This window comes from Photobacterium nomapromontoriensis, from assembly GCF_050336815.1.
GTDB lineage: Bacteria > Pseudomonadota > Gammaproteobacteria > Enterobacterales > Vibrionaceae > Photobacterium > Photobacterium nomapromontoriensis.
Window position 1 is genome coordinate 28,664 of record NZ_JAKJSL010000031.1, and the last position, 18,776, is coordinate 47,439.

The following is an 18,776-nucleotide window of genomic DNA, read 5'->3' on the forward strand; positions in this document are numbered from 1 at the left end:
CTAAACATATCACAGGGTATAACCGATTAACGCCCCGAAAACGATACATTTTCCAAGTTATTCTAACGCCCTTCTTACTTAATTAACATCATTTAAGCAGGCGCGAACAGGACAATCTGCTTAACATTTCCTCAGGTTCACAGCGACAATGTGCAGCTTTGTACCCATTTGTCGCCATCCCCGCCTATTACGGCAAGATTATGATACAAAACGACTCCATCCACTTTACTATCGTTATTTAGTATGTCTGTCACCTCTGCATTATTCTATCGTCAACATGTACTCATCCCACTTTGTATCATGATGCCAGTGTTGGCGATGTTCGAGTTCTTTCATTGGGATCTTGATATTGCCCAATGGCTCTATCAACTGGAAAATAATCAATGGACGCTTCGCCATGCATGGCTAACCGACACCGTGATCCATAGCGGAGGACGGAACCTGATCATCCTCATGGCTATCATCGTTATTTTTAAACTGGGTCTGACGTTTTATCATCGGCGCCAACGACGCGAATGGCTGTATCTGTTCCTCTCCGTCGCGACCAGTATGCTGATCATTTCTGGGCTGAAATCCCTCACCCATATGGATTGTCCTTACAACCTGATCCCATTTGGCGGTTCAAATCCCTATGTGCCTCTGCTGGCGATTCGACCAGAAGGCTGGGCGTTTAACGGGCACTGTTTCCCTGCCGGGCATGCTGGTGGCGCCTACAGCTGGGTTGCACTCTATTATTTTTGCTTGCTGGCAGGAAAGCCACAATGGAAATGGCTGGGACTGATTGGGGCAATCAGCCTGGGTGTGACCTTTGATATTAGTCAACAGTTACGAGGTGCCCATTTCATGTCTCACGGGCTATGGAGCTTAACCATCTCTTGGCTAGTGGCCAGCGGCTATTATTGGCTGTGCACCCATAAAAAGGACGGCAATAACACGCTCTAAAAGAATACGCCAGACGTACTCTCTCACGCATAACCCACCACAAAAAGTAAGGCGTAAAACGGTTGCGCCTTACTTCTTCATGAATCACCAACATTCATCGCTGACCGCCGACTTTAACCTTAAATTCAAAGTTGTAATAATCACTGCGGCAAATCACGGTACCGTACTCCAGTACGTTCCCCTCGACATCTCGGCTTCTAAGTACAATTTTCATCAATGGCAACACGGCAGAGAGTTCTAATATACAGGCTTCCTCTACCGTTGGGGTGTAAATACTCATTGAATATTCCTGAATATGGGGCTCTATGCCGTGTTCATGCCAATAGGCATATAATGAACCGTCCAACAAATCAGGTCTTGGCAACCACGTTTCAGGAATGACCATGCTCTCTATCGAAACGGGCACGCCATCAACGAGTCTGACGCGCTTTATTTTTGCCATCGTCTCGCCTTGAGCAATTTCCAATGCTTGAGCATCCCCCTCACAGCAGGGAACCAAGTCTCGGATCAGCCAACGGTTTGACACGGCTCCTTTGTATTGCAACTGGGAAGAAAATCCCCCACCAGCAAGATCATAATGGACAGGCTGGTTAACCACCGTCCCTTTACCGTGTTTTTTCCTTACCAGCCCAAGGGCAAGCAATTCAGACAACGCCTTCACAACGGTCACCCGTGACACCCCAAGTGCCAACGACAATTTACGCTCCGAGGGCAAAATACTGCCGTGAACCAGCATTTTTTTCGAGATTGCCAGCTCAATCGTCTTTTGCAACTGGACATACAGTGGCGTTGAAGACTCAAAATCCAGTTTGTCCTTAATTAAGGTCAGTAGTTGCTGCTCCACCTAATTCCCCGCTCCGCTGTCTGTCATCTTTTCCATACATCATCAGATAATATTATCAAAGAGTGAGCGCTAAATCACATTGGCACGCAAAAGGATTTCAACTGGACTTAAAGTGGACTTACCATATCCAAAACGTTCAGCCTTTTGGAGAAAAAACCATGTTGCACTCAGACGCATACTCATCCACTGAGATCGAGAAAAAAATACTCGGCTGCCTGTACGGCCAAGCCATTGGCGATGCAATGGGTATGCCTTCAGAGCTGTGGCCAAAAAGCAAAGTTATCGCATATTTTGGCTGGATCGATGATTTTCTCCCTGGGCCAGAAGAAAATATTGCCGCAAATGAATTTCAGGCTGGTGAGTTTACCGATGATACCTGCCAGTGCGTCGCGCTGATGGATGCGATCATTGAGGCTGATGGTACCATTCAGCCATTACTGATCGCCAAGCACATCATGGCATGGGCCAACAGGATAAACGCATTTGAAAAGAACATCTTAGGCCCAACATCAAAGTCAGCGCTTAACGCTATCAGCCAAGGGGTTCCGGTTGAAGAGATTGTCGCGAATGGCGTTACCAATGGCTCTGCGATGCGCGTGGCCCCAGCAGGCTGCCTACTTCCAACCCACGACAGAGCACAATTTATTGATGGGATCCGCTTAGCGTGCATGCCCACCCACAAGTCAGACATTGCGATAGCTGGAGCCGGCGTTATCGCCTGGGCGATCAGCCGGGCTATCGAAGGTAGCGACTGGGAGCAAATCAAGATGGAAATTGTCCCTCTTGCTAATGACATCCAACGCCAATACGAGTCCACCTTCAGTCCACTACTTGGCAGCCGGATCCGATATGCCCTTTATGTTGCCGAAAGCCAACATAACGATAAGCAGGCTTTGTCTGATCTCTACGACATGATTGGCTCAGGCATGGACATCATCGAATCGATCCCCACCGCAATAGCCTTGGTCGAATTAGCCAAGACCCAACCGATGAAATGCGCCGAATTAGCCGCCAACCTCGGTGGGGATACCGACACGATTGGCGCGATGGCAACGGCGATCTGTGGCGCCTTGCACGGTATTGATGCCTTCACCGATCAGCACATCACGCTGATTAACAATGCCAACCAGATTGATTTCACCCCCTATGCCCACGCGCTGGCGTCTTACCGCCTAGCCGCTATCAATAAATAAGGACAGCGACATGAATAGCAAAGACATCATTTCAGGCAATGCCCCCAGTAACACCGCGCAACCGGTTCACACCGAACCGAGCATGGAAGATCTCGGCATTGGCTTAGTCCCCGTTAATCAGCAGACAAAAAAGCCCGCCGAACTATTTTTCGTCTGGTGCGCGGCGAACATTGGTATTCTCGGGGTGGTATACGGTGCCATCATCGTCTCTTTTGGTTTATCTTTTTTTCAGTCCGTACTCGCCGCACTGGTCGGCGTCGCATCCTTTACTCTGGTCGGTATTTCCAGTATCGCGGGTAAAGTTGGCCGAACCACAACGCTAACCCTATCCCGCTCAAGCTTCGGCAAAAAAGGGAATATCGCCCCAACCGCCTTCTGCTGGGTGAACCTGATGGGATGGGAAGCCGTCAACATCATCACCGGTACGTTGACGCTGGTGGCGCTATTTGCCGCACTGGGCATTGAAGAGTCCCATTTTATCACTGCCGTATCGCTGATACTATTTGGTGGCCTGACAGTCCTGGTCAGCGTGTTGGGCCAAAATACCGTATTGATGATGCAAAAATGGATCACCCGCACATTCGGGGCAATGACCTTATTTGTGGTGATCTACCTAATGACAACGGCTGACTGGACCACAATTTTAGCGCTGCCGTCAGGGAGCTGGATCTCAGGCTTCTTACCTGCCGTCTCGATCATTGCCGCTGGCACCGGGATCAGCTGGGCCATCGCTGGCGCAGACTACAGCCGTGATCAAAGTGCGTCGTCCAGCAATACCGGGATCTTCAGTGCTGTTGTGGGAGGTGCCGCGATCCCATTGGTACTGTTAATGCTGACGGGAATTCTGTTAACCGCTCAGATCCCCGATCTGGCTTCGCATGCCAATCCTATCTCTGCCATTGGTCGCCTGCTTCCTTCATGGATGGCCGTACCTTATCTTGCCGCAGCGGTTGCCGGTATTGTGACGATTGCGGTACTGAGCCTATATTCTGCCAGCCTTAACCTGCTGAGCATGGGGATCCAGCTCAAACAGCGTACCGCCGTCGCCCTTGATGGGGTACTGGTACTGGGTGTTGCCCTGTATGTGCTGTTTGTTTCAGGCAATTTTCTGGGTCCATTTATTTCATTTTTAGTCTTCTGTGGCGTATTTCTTGCGGCCTGGGCAGCCATTTTCTTCACCGATTTCTTCACTCATCACCGCCACAATGGCTATACCGTACAAGAATTATACGGCGAAACGGGTATCAATAAGCCAACATTGAGTTGCTGGATCCTCGGCGCACTCTCGGGATTAATGGTGACCAATACCGGCTTTATTGATGGTCCTTTTGCGGTGGGCATTTTTGCCAGCTCCAGCCTTGGGTTGTTTGTTTCCTTCTTTGTCAGTCTGGTGGCCTACCGTCTGTTCAAAAAGATCACCGCATAATTTTCAGGGGGTATTATGATTGACTTCCAATCCCTTTCTGCGCAGCGCCCTGTCATCGTGATCGGTGCTGCCTTTGGTGACCTGATGCTCGGGCTTGATCAACTGCCGCAAAGCGGCAGCGATGTCGTAGCTGAGGAGCTTGGCCGTCACATCGGTGGCTGTGCGTTCAACGTTGCCCGAGCAATGAGCCGAATGAGGATTCCGCCCATCAATGCGATTCCGGTCGGCAACGGCAGTTGGGGACAAGCCGTTGAAGTCGCGATGAAACGCGAAAACCTGCCTGTGCTTTTGCGTCATCCCAGCCATGATAATGGCTGGTGCATCGCGGTGGTTGAAGCCAGTAAGGAGCGCAGCTTTATCACGATTGATGGCTGTGAGCAGCACTGGAGCAACACCCTGCTGGCGCAGATCCCAATGCCTGACAATGCGATTGTCTACGTCTCTGGCTATGAGCTGGTCAGCCCGCAGAGCGAACCACTGCGGCAGTGGCTGTTAGCGTTAAGTTCGGATAAAACCCTGTATGTGGATTTTGGTCCACGCTTGACTGATATTGATCCGACATTTATTGAGCAACTGTTGCTCAAAAAGCCGATCCTGACGCTCAACCGGGATGAGTTAAAGATGCTCAATCCACAAGGGACGCATCAAGCAACCATGCAAATTGAAGATGCCTGTGCCTTTGCCAACAGCTATCAACTCAGCCTGATCTGCCGATTCGATAAAGATGGGGCCACGGTCTGTGAACCAGGTAAAGCACCAGTGCATATTCCTGCTTTCAAGGTCGAGGTGGCGGACACCATTGCCGCTGGAGATAGCCACTGTGCGGGAGTCATTGCAGGCCTCTCAGCCGGACTTCCCCTGCCGCAAGCAACCCGCTTAGGTAATATGGTAGCCGCCATTGTTGTCAGCCGACAAGGATCTGACGGTGCACCAACCCGCGAGGAGCTAATGGCATTCCAGATGCGACAGCAATAACGCAGTCCCCAGAGTAATCAAAACAATAGCGAAAACACAAACAGGCGCTGATTCAGCGCCTGTTTTTTATCTCCGCTCAATGCACCACCGTTACCTCAATGGCCCGATGATAAAGAGAATATATGCGGGATCTTTTTTCCTCTTTTTGTCTCATCCGAACAAGGATCACGGAACAATGATCACGAAGCGATGATCATAAAGACGAGTTCAGATTCACCTTGATCATCGTTCCTGTTTTCAGCAGGTTTTGTTTAATAATCGCTACCTCTATACTTTATCATGCCATATAAAAAACCCCAGCAGAGCTGGGGTTCTTCAATGTTTGTTAGCTGTGTTGATTGAGGTAATTAACTCCCCTATCAGCCAATGATCCACTGCCCCAGCACATAGCCGAGTGAGCATGCACCAACCACACAGATCAAACCAACAGACATAAACGAATGGTTAAAGTACCACTTACCAATTTGGGTTGTTCCCGAGGTATCAAAGTTTACCGTCGCAATATCTGACGGGTAATTCGGAATAAAGAAATAACCGTAAACGGCAGGCATAATACCAATCAGTAGTGCGGGCTCGAGGCCAAGCTCAAGGCCGACCGGCAACATCATGACAGCCGTGGCCGCCTGTGAGTTCACGACCACTGACACAATGAATAATGCCAGAGCGAATGTCCACGGATAGTTAGCAACCATTTCCACAATACCGGCTTTAAATTGCGGCATCGCATATTGGAAATACGTATCGGACATCCACGCGATACCAAAAATTGCAATCGCCGCCACCATACCGGATTTAAATACGACGCCGTTTGGCACTTCTCGCGGTACGGTTTTGGTGGCCAACAGGATCACCCCACCAAAACACAGCATCATCATCTGAATAATAACCGACATGCTGATCGGTTTTGTCCCCTCTTCAATAATGCGGATCTCCGGCACCATGGCGATCACGACAATCATCAAAATTGAGGCGAGGAAAATCAGTACTGCATTACGGGCAGAGTTCGGCAGTTTTTCGTTCAATGACGTTGCCGTGGTACTCAAAATGCGTTCGCGCCATTCAGGATCTTTCAGACGAGCTTGATAATCTGGATCATCATCTAACTCTTTGCCGCGCCTTAAGCTATAAAGCGACATTAACAGGGTACCAAACAAGGTTGATGGTACCGTCACCATCAATATCGAGATCAACGTAATATCCGTTTGAATATTCGATAATTGTGCTAAGTAGTAAACCACCGCAGCAGACAGCGGGGATGCTGTAATCGCAATTTGAGAGGCGATAGACGATGCGGCCATAGGACGCTCTGGACGAATACCATTCTTCAGGGCTACATCACCAATGATAGGCATGATGGAGTAAACCGCATGCCCCGTCCCTAACAGAAATGTCATCGCGTACGTCACAAAAGGAGCAATCAAAGTAACGCGTTTAGGATTTTTCCGTAGTAAGCGTTCTGCGACCTGCAGCATGTATTTCAGCCCACCAGCAGCTTCTAGAATAGAAGCACACGTCACGACCGCCAGAATGATAAGCATGACGGTAACAGGCGGCGATGAGGGGGGCATTTTGAAGATGAAAACTTCAATGACAAGGCCGATGCCAGAAACAACCCCGAGGCCGATACCACCGTACCGAGAACCAACGTAGAGCATCAAAAGCAGGAATAAAAATTCCAAATAGAGCATGTGAAAATCCCTTATTTAATTATTACTGCAAATATAATCACTTCATTTAATTAAAAAAAACGGATTTAATTTCACATAATGGCATATTAATAAAAGAGCATAGTATTTATCAGACATCAAACACACTATTGCCATATTCATCAAACGACGGCTCACGCCTGCACCGTATTCATTAAGAGCATTAGTTTGGTGATATACCAATCTGATCAACGGGTGTGCTTTCATGGCTGATATAATGAGCGGGTCACGAAATCACAGACAAAAAAAAGCGAGCCAATGAATGGCTCGCAAAAAACTCAGATATCGCATTTCGAGAGAATAACAAGACAACGTCCGGCGTCCATGACGGTAAACAGCCTCACTCATCGAAGGGGACAAAGGTCATATCCAATGCTATTCTTCACCAACACCCCGTCACATTGTCAGGATACGGTCAGAAATACTGTCCTTTTAATCCATTTTGTCTAACGGGTTCCATTTTATTCACCGTATCTAAAATCGGTGGCATCTGGACTTCGACTCTACATTACACAAGCTAAATGTTGTGCACCATGACGTATTAGTTAAACGCACTGCCTATCGAAAAATAGACTGAATTCTGACCGTTTTCCGCATAACCATAGGCAAGGTAAACAGGCCCAACAGGCGTATCTAGACCAATAAATACACTCCCTGCTGACAGGCTATTCTCAAGGGCGATATCTTGCTGGTTATCCCACACCCCACCCTGCTCTAAGGAGCCCCCCAGATAAACCGGGATTGATAAAGCACCAAAATCATTATCCAGCAGACGATAGCTATAAATTAACGCCCCAAAAGCCCGATAACGGCCATTCAATTCATAGCGGTGATAACCGGACATGTTAAACAAGCCCCCCAGATCCTGCACATAAACAGGCAGCAAATCATCGGAATCATAGCCGCTAAATTTCATGATTGTCACCAAACTATGGCGATCATAACTGAATGGCAAGATGGTCTTTATATCAAAAAATGCATTTTCACCTGACACATTATCCGCCCCATTCACCGAGCTACGACTGCTCCCTATCCCGACCTCGGTTTCAAATAAGACGCCATGGCGAGGAAAATAAAAACTATCAAGATCATCAAAGACAAACGATGCATACGGGCCATAAATGACATATTCTTGGTGGTTATCAATCCCCACTTCTTTCACATCACCGCTGGCACCGCGATAACCAATTGATAGCGCACTCCATGGCTTAAGGTTCCAGCCTATTTCAGCATAAGCATTGTAATTGCTATATTCCGTCTCGACCGTTGCTCCCGGCTGGCGATCAATTAAGTCAGCCTGCTCCGGCGACAGCGTAAACCCCCTAACCTCTCGGCTCCAGCCGATACCGGCTGAGGTGAACATTTTCTTCTGGTAATCGAGCGGGAAATAGACACTGGAATTGACATTTTTCCAGCTACCCAACAACCATTCAAACTGCCACTCACCGCCCATATCGGTTAAATCTGTATAGATATACTGGGTGCCAAAAGCAAAATCAGATCGGTTGGCTAGATCGTCTTCGAAAGAGAACTTAAGATTGAGGTAACCCGGCCCCCATGATTTCTCTCGGATATCCATTACCAGTACATTTTCGTCCTGATGTTGCTCGATCTGATACGTGATCCGCTCAAAAATATCCTGCCGATTAAGTCGTTTAACGGCTTCATCAAACTCTTGATTGGTTATCACCCGATCCACATCAAGATCCAGCACCGCAAGTAATGCCTGATCCGAGCTTCGGGTCGTGTTGTTGATCTCGATCCGATCGATATAATAGGCACTGCTGGCCAGCAATTGGCTACGGCGATCCAATTTATGTTTCAAGTACTGCGCGTACTGCTCAGGAGTGAGCTGATAGCGCATCAGTTGAGGTAATGCCGCCAGCGCAACTTGCCGTCCGGCTGCATAGGCCTGGTCCATTTTTTCAAAATCCGGGGCCAGCATGAACGAGACATCGGGCTGAAGGTACACATCATGCTCATCCATTAACGCCTTTTGCTGATCAGCACTGCTGTTCGTCATGAAGGTCGTTAACTGACCAACAATATTGAATGCGCTATTAAGATCCACTTCACCATACAGCGCATCACGCAGATCCACCGCCACAATCACATCGGCGCCCAGTGCCTGTGCTGCATCCACTGGCATATTATTGACGACACCACCATCAACTAAAATCTTATTATCTATCCTTACTGGCTGCAGGGCGCCGGGTACTGTCATTGATGCCTGCATTGCCGTTGCCAAGTGCCCTTTTTCAAGCACCACAGGTTTCACCTGTGTAATATCAGTTGCTACCGCACGGTAAGGGATGGCAAGGTTGTTGAAACTATCAAGAGCTGGCAAATTGTCAGTCAGTTGCCCTAATAATATCGCCATCCCCTGACCTTGAAATGCACCGGGCTTTGACTGGTAATTTCCCTCAAGATCGATACCAATATCCGTATATATTTGATAATTATCGTTTTGCTTTTTACGCCGTAGCTCCAGATCATTACGCCCGACCCTGTCGCTATAGCCATGCTGCCAATCGGCCGCCATGGTTCGCTGCCGCACTTCTTGTGCAGACAACCCCATCGCGTACATCCCGCCGACATACGCGCCCATGCTGGTACCTGTTACCACATCGACCGGGATCCGGTACTCTTCCAATACCGATAGCACACCGATATGGGCCGCACCTTTCGCCCCGCCACCACTCAATACAACCCCGATTTTTGGGCGAGATCCATCTTGTAGGCTTTCGGCCTCAGCGATAATAGGCGAGATCCCCATAACAGACAGTACTATGACACCGATCCAGTGACGCCATGGCTCCAGCCATTTCATGACAAACCCTCAACAAGACAACGAGACACTCTATTGCCAAGCTACCTCAAGAGGCGCTTTTCAGCGAGCAGATATTGGTAAAAAAAATCCGGTCACAGCCCATTGCCGTAACCGGATTATCAAATAGTGCGAATGACTGTCGGATCAGACTCCGCGAGCAACATCATCCAGTGCCGTCAGCACCTGCTCATTGATATGCCCTTCAAACACGAGTTTGCAGACCTTGCGACGTACCGCAAGCCCTGAAATCAGTTTTTCAATCGACAGATGACGCTCATTTTGCTGAGCGTTATACAGCTCAATCGTTCTACTCAGCGTTTCATAAGGCAATGGTTCGCCACTTACGCGTAGCCAATCAAGCTTCTCTAACAGTCCATGGCATTCTTCGCTAATTGATGCCGCCGAATGACCTGTCATAGCCGATAACGCCGTTATGCTGCGCTGTAGAGCCTCTGGTGAGGTATATTTTGATAATGTAATCGTTAATTCGTCTGCATTTATCTCAACCAGATGCTTACGCAATTTCACCCGACGACCGAGGCGACCTTTAGTCCGGCCCTCTTTACGCTGAATAGGTTCAAACTCACCATCAATAATTTCGGAAAGTTGCTCAAGTTCACGTCGAGGCAAGATCTCATTCCGTAATGGGTTTGGCATGGTTGGCGCCATCGAACGCTTGCCTTCGTTAGTGGTTTTCGCACGTGAAAAGCGGATCACCTCATCAGCATCACAACGAATATCAATTTGATAATCGCAATAACGTTTATTTTGCTCATGGGGAGTGATCGTCAAATGATACCCCCAAAGATTGACGGCAATGACATCATTAGCGATTTTTCCATCCGCCAATTTTCGTAGCTCTCGGATCAAATCGGACGAAAAACGGCGCCATTCGATGTTTCTCGCCAGTTTCTGATTCAACTCACTCAATAGCATCGAGTCATTGATCCGGCGTGACATACGGCTACGGAAGAAAGTGTATAACTGAAACACCAAAGTATGCTGGCGCAGGATTTCTGGTGGGAACAAGAAAAAATAATCCCGGGTCAAAAGCTCATCAAAAAATGACGGCTCCCAGACCAAAATATACAAATTAGGTTTGATCCGGATCTCGCCATCCTCACGCTCCTGTGGTGCTTCTTCCGAGGCGGTGATCGTTCTGGCAAGAAAACGGAAGCGATCACTCTTGAATCCTTCCGGCATATTGTCGCTCATCCAGCGACCCGTCAGTTCATGCAATTGAAAGTCAGTAAATTCAATACGATCAATACTTTCGCGAATAGAATCACGGGCAGGCCCGCTGTCTTTCTTGCCACGCAAGGCCAGTATATCGGTAATATACACTGGCGTTTTATTCGTCATGCTCCGAGTTTGGATCTCATAATCTGCAATATGGTGATCATGGTACTGCACTGTCAATGTAAACAATGCAAACAGGGTCATCAGATCATCCACGGTCATGATCGACTTTGATGATCGTGTTTCAATGATCGCTTTGGTACCACTGATCGCGACCATTGATTTTTGGTAGCTTTTTTTTGTTCGGGGTGGAGCCAAAGCTTGGTCGATGATCCCAGCCCAACTTGTAGGAGACACCACAATTTGATCGGCTTCATCAGGCATCATAGGGGGAGTCCCCAAACCGTGCTCACTGAGTAGCTGACGATTCACATGATTTTGTGCCAATGCCTTTGAGCGTTTTTGTTTTTCTTGGGCTTTACTTTGCTCTGAATTTAAGCTGCCAGTACCTAATTGAGAAATTAATAACGCCGGATTGATAAAGTGATGCAGCATGGTTTTGCCTGCCAGACCTTCTTCAAACCGGACCGGCTGTTGTTTGAACAAACCTACGCTAACTGCCGCTCGCAGCCGTTGCTGAATAGCTGCACGGGTGAGCTGTCCTTCGGTTGCTTCGACTAATTCGGTTGTTGACACAATCCCATCTTGGCTCGATAAGCCACGCAATGAAATGAGATTCAGTAATTCGATGATACTTTTTGTTACTCCCTTAAAGTGTTGATACTGGGGCAACCAGTCAATAAGGCTATTGGGAATAGCAAAAAGATGACCATCTTTGTGGGATCGTGGAGCTGAGATCAATATTTTTTCAGTATGTTTATTATTGGGTGTTGTCGCTGAATTCATTTGTCATTAGCCGTAGATGTGTCATTTTTCCGTGAAAGATTAATAGAAAAAGATCCAGAAAGAAAGCTCTTTTTATGATGTTTCTTTATAACTGATCTTTTTGATTATTCTGATCTTACTGATTATATGATCTAATGATCTGGTTTGAAAAAATCACGTAACTTATTCTATTTATTGGATTTTAAATTTAGCACAAAGGGAAGCATGATCAACGGATCCAAGGAACGATGATCATTGTTATCGCGAAACAATGATCATTAGAGGCAAGGAACGATGATCATCACTCGACTGAAAAGATGATCATTGTGCTAATGAAACGATGATCATGGTAGTCATACAGGTTACTCACAATGTTATACACAGCCACTCGGGTTGTCCCGGGAGAATCGTATAAAATTAGCCACTTCTCCCTCATTCTTGCAATATTTTTTAGTGGAACAATGATCATGAAGTTGTCGTTCGATGGTTATTTTGTGTTTTGCTGGTCGTTGATGCCTCTATGTTGCTGACTTTTTGTTCTATTTCAGAATGACACTCACCGTATTGTAATGGGAGTTTATCATGTGTCCGGCTTGGATCAATGATCAAGGTTCTCATTGTGTATTTCAATTTTTGTTATTAGGCCCTGTCCGCTAGCTTATTTTCGCGGTAATACGGCTTACTATCCGCCACAAAGCCTTATTCAATCAGCATTCTCCGTAATTTAGGTGCGAATACTCATGCTTCCGGTTTTCGTGATAATCGCTGATTTTTTGTGATCGTCATCTTGATCATTTTTCCGATCAATATATTGGTGATGACTCTGTGATATTGATTAAATTTACAGTCAAAATCGCCTTGATCATTGTTTCAGATCTTACGCAATCTAATGGAACGATGATCAAGAGATTGCAGAGTTGATTATCGATATTTTTTTCTATTGTCCTATTTCAGGCTGATTTAAAGTGGTTATATTTTGATAAATTCAACAAACAGGCTGAAATTCAACGTATTCGCAGTTTAAAATGGGATTTTGTTAATGATCAGCCTGAAAAGTATTGGATCCGGAGTCTGCGTGGGCGTTGGTGTGTTTTTCAATTGATAATACACCTTCCGTAATTTAGTGGATAAAAGATACGCTTCCGGCAATATCGATGGGATCTCTGATTTACATTGTAAAATTGTGACGCTGTAACACTTTTATTCTGTCATGTGTTCGTGTGTAATTACGCTCAGGATTAACGTAAATACACAGTGCGAATGGTAGATTTTTGCTAAATATTTCCCTTTCTGCTGAGATAAATATCACAGAAGTATGTTCAGCTTTTTATTGTTTATGTGTTTTTTTGCTGTACAATTGATGAAAATCTTTAATGGCGAATAAAGACAATGAATAGGGAACAGACGATAGAGAATTTGCTCAATATCGCAGAGCAAACCAAGCAAGTTCAGGCCGATCGAATTGAAATTGTGCTTGAAGAGCGTAGGGAAGAACTTTTTCCACCAATGTCGAAAGCGTTGATGGAAACACGGTCAGGGTTGACCCGCCGTAAACTGGATGATGCGATTTCCAAAATGGAAGCGACGGGGCATCAGTTTACAAAAAACAATGCAAACCATTATTCTATTACGCTTGAAGAAGCGCATAAGTTGATGGCTGCAGCTAAAAAGCCGGCTTTTTTTGAGCGTGAAGGTGCCGGGCGTAAGCCTTGGATTGTTAACGTGCAAAACCAAAAGGGCGGGACAGGCAAGTCGATGACGGCTGTTCATCTTGCTGCTTGCTTGGCGCTTGATTTAGACAAACGTTATCGTATCTGCTTGATTGACCTTGATCCGCAAGGTTCTTTACGATTATTCCTTAATCCGCAAATCAGTGTCGGGGTACAGGATACTATCTACTCAGCGGTTGATGTGATGCTGGGAAATGTCCCAGAAGGTCAGGAAATTGATAAAGAGTTCTTGATGGGTAATGTGGTCATGCCGACCCAATACCCCAATTTGAAGACCATAGCAGCCTTTCCTGAAGATGCCATGTTTAACGCCGATGCGTGGCAAGATCTAGCTGAAAATCAAGATCTTAATATCGTTCGTTTACTTAAAGAGCGAATGATTGACAAGATTGCTGATGAATTCGATATTATTATGATTGATACTGGCCCGCACATTGACCCGCTAGTGTGGAATGCGATGTATGCATCGAATGCGCTGCTCATTCCTTGTGCGGCTAAGCGTCTGGATTGGGCATCTACCGTGAACTTTTTCCAACACTTACCTACTGTGTATGAGATGTTCCCAGAAGAATGGCATGGGTTAGAGTTTATTCGCCTTATGCCAACGATGTTCGAGGATGATAATAAGAAGCAGGTATCTGTATTAACAGAGATGAATTACCTGCTGCGTGATCAGGTCATGATGGCCACTGTGCCTCGTAGCCGTGCATTTGAAACCTGTGCGGACACCTATAGTACGGTGTTTGATCTGACTGCAGCAGAGTTTGAAGGGGGCAAGAAAACCCTATCTACTGCCCAGGATGCAATTCAACGTGTTGGCCTTGAGCTTGAGCGCGTGATGCACAGCCACTGGGCTAATTTAAACCGGGAGTAAACTGACAGATGGCAATCAAAACCAAAGATCTTAATGCGCGTCTGTTTGGCAAGGCGGATAAACGCCGCGCTACAACACCAACAGAAGCGCAAACAGCTGCACGAGATAAGGCTGCTGTTATTGAGCTGGCGGTCGCCGGTGAGGAAACGGTTGCTTTTGAATTAGTCAAAATCAATGCGTCTGACGTTGCCGATAAGACCCGTGTTTTTGCCGAAAATGCCCGTGAACAAGCGTTTCTTAACGAGCATGCGCTAGCTGATATCCTGACGACCCTTAAGGACCGTGGCCAGCAATATCCCGCAGTTGGTCGCTGGCTCGAGGATGGACGTATTGAAGTACTTGACGGTAGTCGCCGTCGAATGTCCTGTATTCTGGCTGATAAGGATTTCTTGATTTATGTCGGTAAAGGGATCAATAGCGAACACGCTAAGTTCCTTTCTGATGTGGCAAATGCTCACAAGCCATTGTCATTGTTTGAGCGTGGCAAAGAGATGCAGGCGCTGCTTGATTCAGGCAAAGTATCTGATCAAAAAGAATTGGCGAAATACTGTCAATGCAGTGAAGCGTTGGTGAGTGGTGCGCTAAAAGCCGCAGCATTGCCAATGGAGTTGCTGATGGCTTATCCAAGCGTGGGTGAGCTCGGGCGGCCGACAATTGTTAAGCTTCATCGGTTGTATTTTGGATTGGACCCTCAGCAGCAAAGTCAGTTTGTCAGTGAATTAACAAATGGCTCGCAGGCGATGTGGAAGAGCATTAATGCGTCGGGTATCACCCGCATTACTCGTGAAGTGACCAATCAACTTGAACATTTAGGGGAAACATTCCACCCTAAAGTTGAGGTTGAGAAGCCTAAACCGCAAGAGTTGGTGCAAGGCAAGATCAGTTATGTTCGAGATGGCGATAAGCTGCAGCTTAAATTGAAGAAGCTATCGGAGCGTCAGACTGAAGATATCTTGGCATATTTAGCTGATTATCTGAAATAACCTTTCAACCACGCTTTCTAGCGTGGTTTTTTTTCGCCTACTGGCTTGGCAAATTGGTATTATTTGATGGTCTAGTATTATCGAGTAAAACCATGAATGCGCTGAATGATTTTTGTGTGAATCTCTCTTCGATAGCCAAACAGCGACACTGCCGTTATTTGGTTGTTGCTCAAGGCAGCGAAGAGTGGGGGAAAACCATTGCTCATGCTTTTTGTCAAACCTACCCTCGCGCCTTAGTATGTGGCGGTAAAGATTTCATTGATTTGCCCGTTGTCAGTTTTAAAAAAGCGAAGCAATGGCTTGGTCGTGAATGCGACTGTTTGATTTTCAATGCGCATGATGGTTTTCACCCCGAGGCATTTGGGGCGTTGTCAGGGACGATTGTTGGTGGCGGAATATTATTGTTGCTACTCCCTGCCGATTTTCGCCATGATCCATGCTCTGCTTTTAATCGTCGAATTGGTCGGTTATTCCGTGCCCCAGAGGTTGTTGTGATCGAGCAAAACTCCCCTTTGCCATCGCTCGCTACCTGTTTAATAACGTCATTGTCATCTGTTCCTGTCGCGCCTAATTCTGTTCAATGCGATGATCTCAATGGTGCCGATTCTGAGTGTTATGGCGCACTGACGGCATGCCAGGCAGATGCCATTAGTGCTGTGCGACGTGTTGTAACGGGACATCGGAAACGTCCTTTGGTACTCACGGCGGATCGAGGTCGAGGCAAATCCTCTGCTTTGGGGCTGGCTGCTGCGAGTTTACTGGCGGAGCGCAAGATCAATATAGTGGTAACCGCTCCTTCTTTTGCGGCTGCTGAAACGTTATTTCGCCATGTGGCCGAGCAGTTTTCAATTGCCTTTGATGGGCAAAAACGGCTTGCGGTTGGCTTAGGCCAGATTACATTTGTCGCTCCGGATCTGTTGGTTAGTGACAATATCGCGGCAGACTGTTTGCTGGTTGATGAAGCGGCTGCTATCCCTGCTCCATTATTATCTGCAATGTTGTCACGTTATAGCCGTATTGCGTTTGCCAGTACTGTGCACGGTTACGAAGGTACCGGGCGCGGTTTTGCGGTTAAATTTCGTCAGTTGTTGGATGTGGTTACACCTCAATGGCGGGCAGTGGTGATGCATCAGCCTATTCGCTGGGCGGTGTCAGACCCGCTTGAGGAATGGGTGTTTAAGGCGTTAATGCTTGATGCTGAGATGGCCGAGTTTACTGATCAGCCATTGGTTGCTGAACAGCTTAGTTATATTCAGCTTAAACCACAGTTACTGGAAACTAATGATACGTTGCTATCTCAGCTGTTCGGGCTGCTGGTGAACGCTCATTATCAGACGTCGCCATCAGATTTGGTCAGTCTGTTGGATGATCCCAACTTGCATGTGTTTGCTGCATTGTCCGATCAGTCGGTAGTGGGTTGCTGCTTAGTGATGGAAGAGGGGCAACTGGATGCCGAGTTGGTGAGTCAGATCCAAATCGGCAAGCGACGGATACAAGGCCATTTAATGGCACAGTCGCTTGCAACCCATCTTGGTATTAGCGAGGCAGCGACTCAGCACTCGGGCCGAATTTTACGTATAGCGATAGTGCCTGATTTTCAGCAGCGCGGTATTGGCAGTCGGTTATTGCAAGAGGTTCAAGTCTGGGCGGCTCCGCGCCTTGATTTTCTTGGAACCAGTTATGGTTATGTGCCTGAGTTATTGTCATTCTGGCAAGCGAACGGCTATCAACCTGTACGGCTTGGACTGACGAAAGATGCTACTAGTGGCTATCCATCGTTACTGTCTCTTATGCCGCTTTCGGCGGCGAGTGCGGCATGGTTCAATATCGCTAAGTTATTATTTTCTGCAAGTATCTATACCCATGCTGCTGATGGCTACGACGATATGTCGCCAATGCAGCTATTACCGCTTTACCTTAATGCATTGCAATCCCGCGAGCCGGTGAATAATTTGCCGTCGTCGTTAATGTATCAGCAGCTTGATTTATATTGTCGTGGTGGCCTAGGGTTCGAAATCGTACTTCCTGCGTTGGTGCAATGGTTTGAAGCAGTGGTTCCAAAGCTGTACTGTTTTGATGTTGATAACCTCGAGCTAGTGCTTGCCAAAGTGATGCAGCGCAAGTCATGGTCTTATATTGTGGAGCATTATAACCTCAACAGCCGTAAACAAGCGGAACAACTGTTACGTCAGTTCGTCGCGAATAATCTTCCGTATTAATTTTTGATCTGCAAGGAGCTCGTCATGAAATTTGTTGTTGATACCCATACTCATACTTTAGCCAGTGGGCATGCTTATAGTACCTTGTTAGAAAATGCGCAGGCTGCGAGCGAGAAAGGACTAGAACTTCTTTGCGTCACCGATCATGCCTCGTCCATGCCCGGTGCGCCGCATTTTTGGTATTTTGCTAATCAACGGATCTTGCCGCGTTTCTTGCACGGTGTGGGTATTGTCCGAGGCGTTGAGGCAAATATTCTAAATCACGAAGGTGAGATTGATTTACCGCCTCAAGCGTTGGAGAGTTTAGATTGGGTTTTAGCTAGCTTTCATGAACCTGTTTTTCAACCATCATCAAAGGCGATTCATACCGAAACGTTATTGAATGTGATCCATTCTGGCAAAGTGGATGCGTTGGGTCATTTAGGTAACCCCAATTTTGATTTTGATTTTAAACGCGTGATTAGTGCCGCGGCTAAAGCGAATGTTGTTATTGAAATTAATAATTCATCGTTATCGGGTTCACGAGTGGGAAGTGCGCCGCGTTGCCAAGAAATTGCAGCTATTGCTAAATCGGTTGGTGCTCGCATCACAACTGGATCTGATGCGCATTTTGCCAGTGATGTTGGCAATTTTTCTTCGGTGGCTCAGTTGTTAGCACGTATTGAGATGCCTGAAGAATTGGTGATTACGAGTGATAGCCAACGATTTCTCGCTTTTTTGAACTATCGAGGCCGTTCTGCTATTCCTGAATTTCAACATGCAGATTGATTTACACTGTAAATTTCAGTGATTGCTTGGATATTAAGGAGTTAATAACGTCACGCGAGTGGCGTTTTTTTTGATCGTTAAATATTCGTTGGTCATCGATTTACAGTGTAAATCAATCACTGTCTTCTTGATTAAATTTGGCAACAATTCAACCGTTTACTA

The 18,776-nt window shown here is 46.8% G+C and carries 12 protein-coding genes; 8 read left to right on the forward strand and 4 right to left on the reverse strand.

What is annotated here, in order from left to right; all coding sequences use genetic code 11:
* Positions 1–243: 243 nt before the first annotated feature.
* Complete coding sequence (locus L4D12_RS13440; protein WP_428448360.1) at positions 244–942, forward strand: phosphatase PAP2 family protein; 699 nt, start codon at positions 244–246, stop codon at positions 940–942.
* 94 nt (positions 943–1,036) lie between these two features.
* On the opposite strand, the gene L4D12_RS13445 is transcribed toward L4D12_RS13440, so the two are convergent.
* Positions 1,037–1,786: a GntR family transcriptional regulator gene (locus L4D12_RS13445; RefSeq protein WP_428448361.1), complete on the reverse strand. Its 750-nt coding sequence runs from the start codon at positions 1,784–1,786 to the stop codon at positions 1,037–1,039.
* A 158-nt stretch (positions 1,787–1,944) separates the two neighbouring features.
* Between L4D12_RS13445 and L4D12_RS13450 the strand changes: the two genes are divergently transcribed.
* From L4D12_RS13450 to L4D12_RS13460, 3 genes are read left to right on the forward strand one after another with little or no spacing between them, the layout of a single operon-like run.
* A complete protein-coding gene (locus tag L4D12_RS13450; RefSeq protein WP_428448362.1) occupies positions 1,945–2,979 on the forward strand; it encodes an ADP-ribosylglycohydrolase family protein in 1,035 nt (344 codons plus the stop codon).
* 10 nt (positions 2,980–2,989) lie between these two features.
* A complete protein-coding gene (locus L4D12_RS13455) occupies positions 2,990–4,405 on the forward strand; it encodes a purine-cytosine permease family protein (RefSeq protein WP_428448363.1) in 1,416 nt (471 codons plus the stop codon).
* A gap of 15 nt (positions 4,406–4,420) precedes the next feature.
* Positions 4,421–5,380, forward strand: a complete 960-nt coding sequence (locus tag L4D12_RS13460; protein WP_428448364.1) for a PfkB family carbohydrate kinase — start codon at positions 4,421–4,423, stop codon at positions 5,378–5,380.
* Positions 5,381–5,739: 359 nt separating this feature from the next.
* Here the strand turns inward: L4D12_RS13460 and L4D12_RS13465 are convergent, their stop codons facing one another.
* The 3 genes from L4D12_RS13465 to L4D12_RS13475 all read right to left on the reverse strand — a co-directional run bounded on the left by L4D12_RS13465 (position 5,740) and on the right by L4D12_RS13475 (position 12,061).
* A complete protein-coding gene (locus L4D12_RS13465) occupies positions 5,740–7,068 on the reverse strand; it encodes an anaerobic C4-dicarboxylate transporter (protein ID WP_428448365.1) in 1,329 nt (442 codons plus the stop codon).
* A 559-nt stretch (positions 7,069–7,627) separates the two neighbouring features.
* Complete coding sequence (locus tag L4D12_RS13470) at positions 7,628–9,916, reverse strand: patatin-like phospholipase family protein (RefSeq protein WP_428448366.1); 2,289 nt, start codon at positions 9,914–9,916, stop codon at positions 7,628–7,630.
* 144 nt (positions 9,917–10,060) lie between these two features.
* The gene (locus L4D12_RS13475; RefSeq protein WP_428448367.1) at positions 10,061–12,061 is read right to left on the reverse strand and encodes a replication initiator protein RctB domain-containing protein; all 2,001 of its coding nucleotides are present in this window, start codon (positions 12,059–12,061) and stop codon (positions 10,061–10,063) included.
* Positions 12,062–13,429: 1,368 nt separating this feature from the next.
* Between L4D12_RS13475 and L4D12_RS13480 the strand changes: the two genes are divergently transcribed.
* The 4 genes from L4D12_RS13480 (at position 13,430) to L4D12_RS13495 (ending at position 18,614) form a co-directional block, all read left to right on the forward strand.
* Positions 13,430–14,644: an AAA family ATPase gene (locus L4D12_RS13480; RefSeq protein WP_428448368.1), complete on the forward strand. Its 1,215-nt coding sequence runs from the start codon at positions 13,430–13,432 to the stop codon at positions 14,642–14,644.
* A gap of 8 nt (positions 14,645–14,652) precedes the next feature.
* Positions 14,653–15,627 carry a ParB/RepB/Spo0J family partition protein gene (locus L4D12_RS13485; protein ID WP_428448369.1) on the forward strand — a complete coding sequence of 325 codons (975 nt, stop codon included), beginning with the start codon at positions 14,653–14,655 and terminating at the stop codon, positions 15,625–15,627.
* Positions 15,628–15,719: 92 nt separating this feature from the next.
* Positions 15,720–17,846, forward strand: coding sequence for a tRNA(Met) cytidine acetyltransferase TmcA (locus L4D12_RS13490; RefSeq protein ID WP_428448370.1), 2,127 nt, complete (start codon positions 15,720–15,722; stop codon positions 17,844–17,846).
* A gap of 24 nt (positions 17,847–17,870) precedes the next feature.
* Complete coding sequence (locus L4D12_RS13495; protein WP_428448371.1) at positions 17,871–18,614, forward strand: phosphatase; 744 nt, start codon at positions 17,871–17,873, stop codon at positions 18,612–18,614.
* Positions 18,615–18,776: the final 162 nt, after the last annotated feature.